The sequence below is a fragment of the Caldalkalibacillus thermarum genome (genome assembly GCF_014644735.1).
In the GTDB taxonomy this organism is placed as follows: Bacteria; Bacillota; Bacilli; order Caldalkalibacillales; family Caldalkalibacillaceae; genus Caldalkalibacillus; species Caldalkalibacillus thermarum.
This window is the reverse complement of record NZ_BMKZ01000001.1, coordinates 92,405-104,087: the sequence shown is the minus strand read 5'-3', so window position 1 is coordinate 104,087 and position 11,683 is coordinate 92,405. Positions and strand designations below refer to the sequence as shown.

Below are 11,683 nucleotides of genomic sequence, written 5' to 3'. Positions count from 1 at the left end.
AAGCTGACAGATCTTTGATTCTTACTCCACAAATTTTTTAAATGGGGCAAAGATCTTCTCCACCCAATCATTGGGGCCCGGCAGGTCAGGGAAATAAAGGAGCATGACCGCAAGGCCCCAGCCCATAACGGTGAGCACAATAAATGCCCTTTTCTCTTTGATTTCATCTCGATTCATTTTCGGCCACTCATACAGGGCGATGAATATGACGACCGCGCCGTAACAGGGAAATATTAACCTGTAAGGTTTCGATAAATCCATGACGGGGGCCTCGGACCAATCTCTCAGCAGGAGGATCTTCCAGAGAACGTTGCTCATATCTTTCTATACCGACAGATAAACCTGTATTCTGCTTATCTATCAGAATGACAGGGTGTCCCATCGAAACTTTTTCTATCACATCGGCAAACGTTTGAACTTCTTTCACAGCAGAAATATTGATCCTCTTTTCGAGCAGCTCTTGTATGCTGTGCTTAGGATGAGGCTGGCCGGCCTCCTCTTTCATTAACGGGGCGAGGAGATTATCATTTAATTCTTCAACATTGGACATTCCTTCTATGTAGATCAACATGGCTTTCGTTTTTCCACTAATAAAAAAGGAACGAAAGATAACATCATAGCAATTCTTGTACAGTGAACGAAGCACTTGTTCGTTATCTGTCAAGGAGGCTGATAAAGGTGTTTGCAGTTCTTGCTTGTTTAAATGGGGATTGCGTTTGATTTTCTCTTCCAAAGCTTTTGTTTTATGCTCATCAGCTTTGCTCAACCATTTTCTCCATCTGCGGACCACCTCAAACACCTCCCTTCTGCCCTTTTCTCTAGGTTGTAAAGGTGGATAGCGAATTATGCACAAAAAAAGACTGCTTCCCAAATGTATAGGAAACAGTCTTAAGCGAGCTTCAAAGAGAGTATGCTGTTATAAACCATGATTCTATCAGTCTGTGACCTTAATGCAGCCAGGGTGATCACTGGTCACATAACCGATCTCAGCTGCATCCACACCTTGCTGATGCAACGCTGCAAGAAGTCCTGCTGCATCTTGTTCAGCTGCCGCCATGAGCAAACCGCCTGAGGTGACTGCATCACACAGGATCCATTGCTCAAGCTCGTCAATGCCTTCTGCGTAGCTGACACAGTCACTTAACCAGCGGTGATTCGCTTTAGTTCCTCCAGGGACAATACCCTTTTCCGCTAACCTGCGGGTGCCGGGCAAGACCGGAACCTTCGAGTGTTGAATCACCAAGCCAACCTGGCTGCCTTTGGCCATTTCCGCGGCATGACCCAGCAACCCGAACCCGGTTATATCCGTGCAAGCATGAACCTCAAAGTCAGCCATCACTTCTGCCGCTGTTTTATTTAAAGCGGCCATCACCTGCATCACCTGTTGTAACTCTTCTGCACTGAGCAAATCCCGTTTGATGGCCGTGGTTTGGATGCCAACCCCGATAGGTTTGGTCAACAGGAGACGGTCTCCCGGTTTGGCCCCTGCATTTTTAAGCACCTTATCCGGATGGACAATACCGGTGCAAGCCAAGCCAAATTTGGGCTCGGCATCGTCGATGGAGTGCCCCCCTACCAGGGTGGCCCCTGCCTCGGCCACTTTGTCCGCCGCCCCGCGCAGGATGTCAGCCAGAATTGACTTGTCCAGCTTCTTAACCGGGAAGCCAACAATGTTCAGCACAGTCAGTGGCTTGGCGCCCATGGCGTAAATATCACTCAGTGAGTTGGCCGCAGCAATCTGGCCGAACATATAGGGATCATCAACAATAGGGGTGAAAAAGTCGACGGTTTGAACCAAGGCTAACTCGTCTGTCAAGCGGTACACCCCGGCATCATCAGAGGTATCCAGACCCACAAGCAGATTGGGATCAGGAATCGTTTCTGGCAAATGACGCAACACGTGCGCCAGGTCCTCAGGACCAATTTTGCACCCTCATCCACCCTTGGAGGAAAGGGCGGTTAATTTCACTTTTCCATCCGCCACACCGCTCACTCCTTTGCACTCTACATTTTAAACACGCTGGTTGTCATCAGTCGTCGGTTGGGCATCAGCCGGCCATAAGACCACCAGTGGTGCCCATCTCCTCCCTCTGCCGGCAACCCCTTGCAACCTGCTGCTGGCCGGACAGAGCGGCTTCTTTACAGCAGAGAGAAGAGCGGGCTTTTCTTCATCAACCACGAGGCAAGCTCAGAATTTAACAGCAGGGTTTTCCCCGTTTCCCATGGGAGAAAGAAGAGGACATGGACCATGAGAAAAACTACAATGGCCATTTGCAAAGCCCCAACCAACAGCCCCAGACTCCGGTTCGCTAAATTGAGGCCAGGCAAGCGGCTGATGCCATCTAAGATGCGAAAAATCACATGTAAAACAAGTTTGGTGGCGAAAAACAAAAGGATAAAGGCCAAGGCCCCGTAGAAAATACCCTCAGCATTGAACACAGCCAGCCAGATCCATTCTCCCTCCAGTTGACTGAGGGGATAGGGGAGCCACTCTCTCAGAAGAGGGTCAAGCTGTCCTTTGTAGCGGAAAGCTACGATCACGGCGACAATAAAACTGATCAGCCTGGCTGTGTGCATAATAAATCCCCGCCGGTACCCCATCACCATGCCGGTGAACAACAGACCGACAATGATGAAATCCAGTATGTTCATGACTCTTTACCCCTTGTTTCAGCTTCAATCAGTTTAATCAGATCTTCATACTCCTGCTGCAGCTTAAAATATTCATCCGCCAGGTTAACAGCGGTTAAAACCGCTGTTTTGGTTGTATCTAATGAGGGATTTTTAGCGGACAGCTCTCTCATCTTCTCATCGACAAACTGAGCAACCTCCCTGATATAGTCTTCGGAGGCTTCTCCTTTTAATGTATATTTTTGACCAAAAATCTCCACGGTTACTCTCGTCACCGGATCTTTTCTCACTAAAAATCCCTCCTAACACTCTGCTTCTTTTATCTTAACACGGCTCCCCATTTTTCAGCCAGTCTCTCAACGATCCGCTGATGAACCTGGTGTACTTCTTCATCTGTCAAGGTGCGTTCAGGGTCAAAATAAGTAAGGGAGAACGCGATGCTTTGTTTGCCTGCTGCAATGCCTTGACCTGTATACACATCAAAGACGTGGACATGTTTCAGGAGCGGAGCGCCTGCGTCCTTAATTGTGTTTAACAGTTCACCCGCTGTGATCTCTTTGGAGACCACCACAGCCAGATCCCGCTGGATGCTGGGGAATTTGGGCAAGGGATCGAAGCTGACCTGACCGGGCAGGTGGTTGAACAACTGCTCAATATCCAGTTCAAAAGCATAGACTTCATTTAACTCCAGTTGCCGCTGCACTTGCGGATGAATTTGGCCCACAAAACCGATCCGTTCCCTACCGATAACCATTTCCGCGGTCCGTCCAGGATGATAGTGTTCCCGCTCCACTGCTTTAAACTGTACACCTTGGATGCCTAACTGATGCAGCAATCCTTCCACTACGCCTTTAGCCACGTAGAAATCAACAGGCACTTTCACATGTTGCCAGGGATGGGATTGCCACAAACCGGTGAGCACACCAGCCACCACTTCTTTCTCCCGGGGCAATTCACGCAAATGGGTCTCTTTTGTTAAAAACGTACGGCCGATTTCAAATAGGAAGAGATCCGTCTGCTTGCGGTTTTTATTATATTGTACCACTTCCAGGAGGCTGGGGATCAACGTGGTCCGCAGGTGACTGCGCTCTTCGCTCATGGGCATGGCCAGCTTGATCGGTTCGACATCCTCTTCAAACCAGCTTCCCCACAAGGCATACTGTTCACTGGTCAGCGAGTAGGTGACCACCTGATCTAACCCGGCTCCTTGCAAATAGCGCTTAATCTGTTGCCGCAAGCATTGCTTTGGTGTCCGCGCTCCGGGTGTTGTCCGCCCTTTAGGCAGGGTTGTCGGGATGTTGTCGTAACCGTAGAGACGGGCGACCTCTTCAATCAGATCCTCTTCAATAGTGATATCGGACCGGCGCGTGGGAACCTCCACACTGATTTCATGCCCCAGATTTTCATAATCAAAGCCTAAACGGTCAAAGATCGCCGTCACCTGTCCTGTATTAAACTGTGTTCCCAGCACATTGTTCAGTTTGACCAGATGCAGGGAAACGCGCTGGCGCCTAAAATCTTTTACTTTTTGCTGGGCAGTGCCGGAGAGAACGATGCCGCCAGCTAACTCTGCCAAAAGAGCAGCTGCCCGGTCACACGCTTCCTGTACGCGCTCAGGATCAACCCCCTTTTCAAAACGGGTGCTGGCTTCAGAACGCAAGCCCAGCATTTTAGAGGTGGTGCGTATGGACAGGCTGTCAAAATAGGCTGACTCCAGAATCACATCGGTTGTCTCTGCTGTCACTTCTGAGTTGGCTGCCCCCATTACACCGGCAACGGCAATAATTTTCTCTGGATCGGTAATGAGCAGCATTCCTTCAGACAAGGTGCGTTCCTGATCATCAAGGGTGGCCACTTTTTCTCCTTGCCGTGCCTTGCGGACAATAATCCGGCCGTCTTTGACCCTGCTGGCATCAAAAGCATGCAATGGCTGGCCATATTCAAGCATCACATAGTTGGTCACATCAACCACATTATTGATGGGACGGATGCCAGCTGCAACCAGGTAATTTTGCAGCCACATGGGTGAGGGGCCGATCTTTACCCCTGTTATTTTACGGGCGACATAATAGGGACACAGATCAGGTGCATCCAGCTGTACTGTTACTTCTGTTTCCGTTCTGGTGCTGCTCTCGGCCAGATTAATGTCGGGCAGGTGAACATCCCGGTCCAAAATGGCTGCCACCTCATAGGCGACACCCAGCATGCTCAGACAATCTGAGCGGTTAGGGGTTAAGCTCAGCTCCAGAATCGTATCATCCAACCCCAGGTAGGCGATTGCATCTTCCCCCACTTGGGCATCTTCAGGCAAGACCATGATACCCTCTTTATGTTCAGCGGCCACAAAACGTTCATCAATGCCCAGTTCTTGTGCCGAACAAATCATGCCTTCAGAGACTTCCCCGCGCAATTTCGCTTTCTTAATCTTGAAATTGCCGGGCAACACAGCCCCCACCTTGGCCACAGGCACTTTTTGACCCTGGGCCACATTTTTGGCTCCGCAGACAATTTGCACAGGTTCACCTTCTCCCAGGTCAACCTGGCAGACGCTTAATTTATCCGCATTGGGATGTTTCTCCCGCTCAACCACGTAACCGATCACGACGTCTTTTATTCCCGCGCCCCTCTTGATCACCTGCTCCACTTCGATACCGGCCTTGGTTAACCGTTCAGCCAGCTCTTCGGGCACAACATCGCTTAAGTCCACATATTGACGTAACCAGTTATAGGACACCAGCATGCTCAACTTCCTCCTTCGGCTTATTCACTATATGCGTTGAAATTGATGTAAGAAGCGTCCATCATTGGTGTAAAAGTGACGAATGTCATCAATACCGTACTTCAGCATGGCGATGCGTTCCACACCCATGCCAAAAGCAAAACCCGTATACTTGTTGGGATCGTACCCGGCCCGCTTTAACACCCAGGGATGAACCATGCCCGAACCTAATATTTCAATCCAGCCGCTGTCCTTGCAGACCCGGCACCCTTTTCCGCCGCACAAAATACATGAAATGTCCACTTCTGCACTGGGCTCAGTAAAGGGGAAAAAGCTGGGACGGAGACGGATCTCTTGGTCTTGTCCAAACATTTCCCGGGCAAACTGCAACAAAATGCCCTTTAAGTCGCTCATGCTGATCCCCTCATCCACGTACAGCCCCTCAATTTGCATAAACTGATGGGAGTGGGTGGCATCATCCGTATCCCGGCGGAACACTTTACCAGGACAAATAATTTTAACAGGCACTTTCCCTTTCATCTCTTCCATGGTGCGCACTTGTACGGGAGAGGTATGGGTTCTGAGCAAAATCTCTTCCGTAATATAAAAGGAGTCCTGCATATCCCGGGCTGGGTGGTTTTTGGGCAAGTTTAACGCTTCAAAGTTATAATAATCGGACTCGACTTCAGGACCTTCGGCAATTTTAAAGCCCATTCCCAAGAAAATATCTTCAATTTGTTCAATCACTCCGCTTAAGGGATGGGTGGCTCCTTGGTGAACCGGGCGTCCCGGCAAGGTCACATCCACCTTTTCTTGCTTTAATTTTTCTTCCAGTTGTTTTTGCTCCAACTCGACAGCACGCGCTTGTAACGCTTGCTCAATTTGGCGGCGAATGTCATTAGCCAGTTGACCCACTTTAGGACGTTCTTCCGCCGGCAATGCACCCATTCCACGCAACACTTCGGTAATCGGCCCTTTTTTGCCCAGATACTTCACTTTAACCTCTTGCAATTGACGCGGTTCCTGGGCAGCATGGATTTGGGCCAGCGCTTCGTCTCTTAAAGCGAGTAGCTTGTCTTGCATATTTGTCCACCCTTTCCTTCTTAAGTTGATTCAGTTTAAAACGCAAAGCAGACTAACAGTAAGACTGAATGGTGTCTAGGATTGCTAAAAACAGAAAAAAGTCTCTCCCAGTAAGGGACGAGACTTCGCGGTACCACCCTTGTTAGCCAGGCCAGTTACTGGGGTTGAATCTCAATTCCATTACATCAAATACAAAGATGCTGCCTGGCTCACTTCATTGTCGATAACGGGATTGACCCGGTCACTGCTACCCCGTTTCCTTAAACGGAAAGGCTCACAGGACAGCTCCGGAGGGAATTCAACAGCTTCCACCTTAGAGATGCTTCCAGCCCAGGGCATCTCCTCTCTGGAAGGGGTAAGGCTGCCTACTCTTCTCCTTCTTTGCCGATGGCGATATGCTATTGGATCATTTAAACATGCATTATTAGACATATATTATAAGGAAAAACGATGAATTTGACAAATGGCCTCAATCCAGCTATTTTTGATAAATCTGCTCTAAAACTTTGTCATTCACCTGCCTGGGAGAACCGTCAAACACTTTGCGGCCGTGTGCTAAACCAATGATCCGGTCGCAATACTTTAAAGCCAGCTCCACGTCATGCAGGTTAAGAATGGTGGTCATCTGTTCACTGTGATGAATCTCTTTGATGAGATCCAGCACTTGATTGCTGGTAACAGGGTCTAAGCTGGCTACCGGTTCATCCCCCAACAATAACTTGGGTTTTTGCATGATCACTCTGGCAATGGCTACCCGCTGCTGCTGCCCGCCACTCAACTGATCAACCCGTTTGTGGGCCAGATGGCCAATGCCCACTCTGTCTAAAGCTGCCAATGCCTCCTCCTTTTCTCTGGCCGTGACGATGCCAAGGAGGTTTTTCCACCAGGGACGATAGCCAAAACGGCCTAAAACGCAATTTTGAAGGGCTGTTAAACGGGGTATGAGATAAAAATGCTGAAAGATCATGCCCATCTCCCGTCTGGCCTGCCTGAGGGCCTGGCCGGACAGCTTGGTCATGTCCGTGCCGTTCCAGTTGACACGGCCCGCGACAGGTTTAACTAATTGATTAATGCTGCGGATTAAGGTCGATTTACCGGCCCCGCTTCGCCCCAAAATGCCGACAAACTCCCCAGTCTGGATAGTGAGATCGATATCCTGCAAAGCGGGTTCTTGTTTGCCTTTTGTGTTGTAAATGACCGTCAGTCCTTCAATCACTAGTGCCATGGCGGGCCTCCTATGTCAACTAATGCTTTAGATGACACGCTGGCGAATCCAGCCGCCGATCATGTCCACCAGAATCACCAGCAGCATCACAAAGATGACGTATGTGGTCACATCTGTATATTGAAAGGTGCGGAACGAATTAAACAATAACTGGCCAATCCCGCCCCCGCCCAGAAAGCCCAGGATAACGGATGAGCGGATGGCCACTTCAAAGCGGTAAAAATAATGGGAAAGCACATTAGGCATAATCTGGGGAAGAATGCCGTACAAAGCCACCATGGTCGATCCCAGCCCCATAGAGCGGACCGCTTCCTGCGGACCTTTGTCACTGGCTTCCACCAGTTCGGCAATCAGTTTGCCCAGCACTCCGATGTTATGCAGCAAAATGGCCATCACAGCGGGAAAAGTGCCTGGACCAATCGCCATGACCAGAATCAGGCCAATGACAACATCAGGAATGGAGCGCAAAAAACTGAAAATCCCCCTCATGCCCTGACATATGACAATGTTTGGTGACATGTTGACTGCCGCTAAAAAGCTGAGGGGGAGCACAATGACAAGTGCCAGAAACGTCCCCAAAAAGGCCATCTGCATCGTGATCAAGACAGCATTAAAAGCAGAGCCGGCCCGTTCCCAATTGGGGGGAAACCACAGCTCAAAAATTTCTTTAAACCTCCAGAGCGAGTCCAGCAGTTTGGACAGATTAAATCCGGTTGCTACCGCGCTCCAGACGGTAAGCATCACCAAAATAACAGCAAAGATTATGTTTCGAGGTGTGAGCCACATCGATTGTTCACCTTAATCCAATTTACCCATTTCTTTCATAACCTTGCGGATTTCATCATAATTTTCGTCACTTGTGGTGGTAAATCCGGTTGCGCCGAACCCGCGCAAAATCTCTTCATCATCGATGTTGACAAACGTATCCTGGATCAGCTTAATCAATTCATCGTCCACTTCAGAGGAAACTGCCCATGGATATTGGTAAAGGGGCTCAGACTCCCAAATGATTTTAAATTGATCCTTATCCAGCTTACCTTGGTTGATCAAGGTATCGAAGTAGGCGCTGTCTATCGCCCCTGCATCCACATGTTTGTTTTGCACCGCTAGCCCTGTCGCATCATGGGAGCCCAGATAGCGGACATCTTTAAATTGATGATTGTTTTCGTCTTCAAACACGCCTCTTCTTTTTAATTCAGCACCGGGCACCAAGGAACCGGAGGTTGAGTTAATATCTCCAAAGGCAAAACTGACGTTTTCAGCATCAGCGACCAGTTCATCCAATGAATCCCATGGTGCATCCGCATGGGTGATAATATAAGAATGATAATACGGTTTGCCGTCAATAAGCTGAGTCACAATGGCTTGGGCACCGGAACGTTCATTGGCAATCACATAAGTGGCCGGTCCCAAGTAAGCCATTTGAATATGATGGAAATTTAAAGCTTCAACCACGGCATTATAATCCGGGTAAACTTCAATCTCAACATCATAGGGTAAAGCCTCATCCAAAATAGCTTCCAGTTTTTGCATGGGCACTTCATAATCTCCCTCAGTTAAGGCCGGGATAACCCCGATTTTAAACACGTCAAACTGTTGTTCAACAGCAGTCTCATCTCCAACCGTTCCACTCTCCTGATCAGGGGCGGTTTCATCGGCTGTAGTGCCGCATGCAGCCAAAATCATGACCACCGCACAAAAGATAATCCCCAATTTTTTCATGATTTCCTCTTCCTCCTTTTTGCTTTGATGGTTAGCTGTAGATGGTTTGCAATAAAGACAGGTAGCGCTCAATTTCAAGATCCGGGTTAAACCGCTCGTGAAACTCTGCCTTGGCTTTCTCTACCATCTGTTGGGTCTTGACAGGATCACTCAACAATTGCAAAACCAAGCGGACAAACTCCTCTGGCTGATCATAAAGCAATCCTGTTTCCCCATGGGTGATAACCCCCCGGTTGCCCGCATTGTTCCGGGCAATGACAGGAATCCCTAATCCCAGGGCTTCACACAAAGCTGCCGATTGTCCCTCCTGGAGCGAACTGTTCACCACCAGATCAGCCTGGGCATAAATTTTTCCCATCTCTTTGAAGGGAACCGGCTCATGGTATTGAAGAAAAGGAAAGGCCCGGCAAGCATCTTGTACCTTGTCCGCCACGTCTGCTTCCAAACGTTCACCAATAATGGTCACTTTTAACCCCCGCAAGAGGCTGTACAGCTGCTGCCAGGCATCCAAGAGATGAAGCACATCTTTTACCCGGCGCAATCCTGAAGGTAACAGAATGCGGTATCCCTTTTTTAACGCATCAGCATAGCTGATAACAGGCTGCACCTTTTCTGCCGGGGGAAGCACAATTCCCTGGGGTACGACGACTGATTTATCCGCCCAGCGGTCACTCAGGCGGGCAACAATCGCTTTCGCTTCCTCACTGAACAGGGCAATCACTTGGGCCTGATCCAGGACATGCTGAACAGATGGCGGAACGTCACCACTGTCCCATTGCTCACAATCTACATGAATGTCAGTACCGCCCATGGTGACCAGATAAGGTCTCGGCAACTCGCAGTTCTCCTGCTCCAACCAGACGGCAAACCGGGTGAAATGCAAAATATGAATCCATGGACCCTCACGGAGTTCATTGTACAGTGTCTCTCAGCTCATTCCCTCCGCATAGGCCAGGAGCCGGACCTCATATCCCCGGGCCCGGTAACCGTCAGCGATGCGTTGTGCAGTAATGGCATTGCCTCTTGCGCCTGTCATATAAGGCGTTAAAAATAAAATCCGCTGAGCCATAACCAATTATAATACACTCCTTCACTTTTTGTCATACCTGATGCTCTCCGGTATTTTCTTATACCCTCTATTTCTTCTGCCCATTACACCTGGCGTGTTTTTGGCCTTGAATATGATACAGTAAAATTCCCGCAGCTACACTGACGTTCAACGATTCAACCTTGCCAAACATGGGGATTTTTACATTTTGATCAGTCATGCGTTTGAGCACAGGATGGACCCCTCGGGCTTCATTACCCACTAACAAAGCCACTTTCTGGTTCTCTGTTACGGATAACTGGCGCATATCAATGGCATCTTTTACATCCGTGCCAATAACCCGCCAATTGTGCATGTGCAACTCCGGAATGAGACTCATTAAATCCACTTGGTAAAAAGGAAGATGAAACACAGCCCCTTGGGTTGACCGCAACACTTTTCCCGCCAGTGGATCAGTAGTGCCTTTCCCCAGCATGACCGCATCCACCCCGGCTGCAAGAGCAGTGCGGAACAGGGTCCCAAGGTTTCCAGGATCCTGAATACTGTCTACCAATAGCAGGAGCGCTCCCTTGTCCAGATATTCCTCCAGCATGGGAAACGGCGCTCTCTGCACCACAAGGGCAATGCCCTGGGGGTTCTGTGTTTCCGCAAGTTCATTGAACAGGTCAGGTGGCACCATGCAGCACCTTATCTGGTGCTTGTCCGCAGCCTGTACCCATTCACCTGGCATATCATAATCTTCACTTATGATCATGTCAACTATGGACCAGCCGGAAGCCAAGGCCTCCTGGGCCAGATGCTCCCCCTCGACCAGAAATAAACCGGCCCGTTCTCTGCCTTTCTTGGTTGTTAATTTTTTCCATGATTTAAAGCGGGGATTTTGCTTAGAACGAATTTTATACACCAAACTGAACCTCCTCTTTAGACTTAGTGTGGCCGTACATATTCCGGGCTGATGCAAAGCATAATAAAACATAATAAAGGGAAGCTTTGCCATTGTAAATGAAAAATGTGTGGACATCCACAACAATAAGGAGGAGCTGTGATGGATTTAAACTTGCGTGAAGCCATTAAAAACAACATGTCTGGCAGTGATGAAGCCCAAATCCGCCATACCATTGTGGACGCCATTCAGAGCGGAGAAGAAAAAATGCTACCCGGCCTGGGTGTTCTGTTTGAGCTGATGTGGCAAAATGCAGACGAACAAACGCAACAGGAAATTGTGCAATATATTAAAGAGGGGCTGCAATAAGCG

The 11,683-nt window shown here is 49.0% G+C and carries 14 protein-coding genes and 1 other annotated feature; of the genes, 1 reads left to right on the top strand and 13 read right to left on the bottom strand.

Annotated elements, in window-relative coordinates; translation table 11 throughout:
* Positions 1-21 precede the first annotated feature (21 nt).
* The 13 genes from IEW48_RS00550 to IEW48_RS00490 all read right to left on the bottom strand — a co-directional run bounded on the left by IEW48_RS00550 (position 22) and on the right by IEW48_RS00490 (position 11,332).
* On the bottom strand, positions 22-177 hold the full coding sequence (locus IEW48_RS00550; protein WP_229703894.1) for a hypothetical protein: 156 nt from the start codon (positions 175-177) through the stop codon (positions 22-24).
* A gap of 10 nt (positions 178-187) precedes the next feature.
* Positions 188-790, bottom strand: coding sequence for a spore germination protein (locus IEW48_RS00545; RefSeq protein WP_229703893.1), 603 nt, complete (start codon positions 788-790; stop codon positions 188-190).
* Positions 791-934: 144 nt separating this feature from the next.
* Positions 935-1,984 (bottom strand): selenide, water dikinase SelD, encoded by a 1,050-nt coding sequence (selD, locus tag IEW48_RS00540; RefSeq protein ID WP_371874785.1) that lies wholly within the window; start codon positions 1,982-1,984, stop codon positions 935-937.
* A gap of 155 nt (positions 1,985-2,139) precedes the next feature.
* On the bottom strand, positions 2,140-2,652 hold the full coding sequence (locus IEW48_RS00535; protein ID WP_007505313.1) for a CvpA family protein: 513 nt from the start codon (positions 2,650-2,652) through the stop codon (positions 2,140-2,142).
* A complete protein-coding gene (zapA, locus tag IEW48_RS00530; protein WP_188622119.1) occupies positions 2,649-2,921 on the bottom strand; it encodes a cell division protein ZapA in 273 nt (90 codons plus the stop codon). The genes IEW48_RS00535 and zapA overlap by 4 nt, the downstream gene beginning before the upstream one ends.
* 29 nt (positions 2,922-2,950) lie before the next feature.
* Positions 2,951-5,371 carry a phenylalanine--tRNA ligase subunit beta gene (gene pheT / locus IEW48_RS00525; RefSeq protein ID WP_188622118.1) on the bottom strand — a complete coding sequence of 807 codons (2,421 nt, stop codon included), beginning with the start codon at positions 5,369-5,371 and terminating at the stop codon, positions 2,951-2,953.
* A 27-nt stretch (positions 5,372-5,398) separates the two neighbouring features.
* Complete coding sequence (gene pheS / locus IEW48_RS00520; protein WP_188622117.1) at positions 5,399-6,433, bottom strand: phenylalanine--tRNA ligase subunit alpha; 1,035 nt, start codon at positions 6,431-6,433, stop codon at positions 5,399-5,401.
* A 110-nt stretch (positions 6,434-6,543) separates the two neighbouring features.
* Positions 6,544-6,824, bottom strand: a binding site (T-box leader).
* An 87-nt stretch (positions 6,825-6,911) separates the two neighbouring features.
* Positions 6,912-7,658, bottom strand: a complete 747-nt coding sequence (phnC, locus tag IEW48_RS00515) for a phosphonate ABC transporter ATP-binding protein (RefSeq protein WP_188622116.1) — start codon at positions 7,656-7,658, stop codon at positions 6,912-6,914.
* Between the two features lie 27 nt (positions 7,659-7,685).
* Positions 7,686-8,444 carry a phosphonate ABC transporter, permease protein PhnE gene (gene phnE, locus IEW48_RS00510; RefSeq protein ID WP_188622115.1) on the bottom strand — a complete coding sequence of 253 codons (759 nt, stop codon included), beginning with the start codon at positions 8,442-8,444 and terminating at the stop codon, positions 7,686-7,688.
* A gap of 12 nt (positions 8,445-8,456) precedes the next feature.
* Positions 8,457-9,380, bottom strand: a complete 924-nt coding sequence (gene phnD, locus IEW48_RS00505) for a phosphate/phosphite/phosphonate ABC transporter substrate-binding protein (RefSeq protein ID WP_188622114.1) — start codon at positions 9,378-9,380, stop codon at positions 8,457-8,459.
* Positions 9,381-9,411: 31 nt separating this feature from the next.
* Positions 9,412-10,215: a glycosyltransferase family 4 protein gene (locus IEW48_RS00500; protein WP_188622113.1), complete on the bottom strand. Its 804-nt coding sequence runs from the start codon at positions 10,213-10,215 to the stop codon at positions 9,412-9,414.
* A gap of 93 nt (positions 10,216-10,308) precedes the next feature.
* Positions 10,309-10,455, bottom strand: coding sequence for a hypothetical protein (locus tag IEW48_RS00495; protein WP_188622112.1), 147 nt, complete (start codon positions 10,453-10,455; stop codon positions 10,309-10,311).
* 61 nt (positions 10,456-10,516) lie between these two features.
* Entirely contained in the window at positions 10,517-11,332 is an 816-nt protein-coding gene (locus IEW48_RS00490) for a TrmH family RNA methyltransferase (RefSeq protein WP_188622111.1), read from the bottom strand.
* A gap of 141 nt (positions 11,333-11,473) precedes the next feature.
* On the opposite strand from IEW48_RS00490, the gene sspI reads away from it, so the two are divergent.
* Positions 11,474-11,680, top strand: a complete 207-nt coding sequence (gene sspI / locus IEW48_RS00485; RefSeq protein ID WP_007505323.1) for a small acid-soluble spore protein SspI — start codon at positions 11,474-11,476, stop codon at positions 11,678-11,680.
* Positions 11,681-11,683 lie beyond the last annotated feature (3 nt).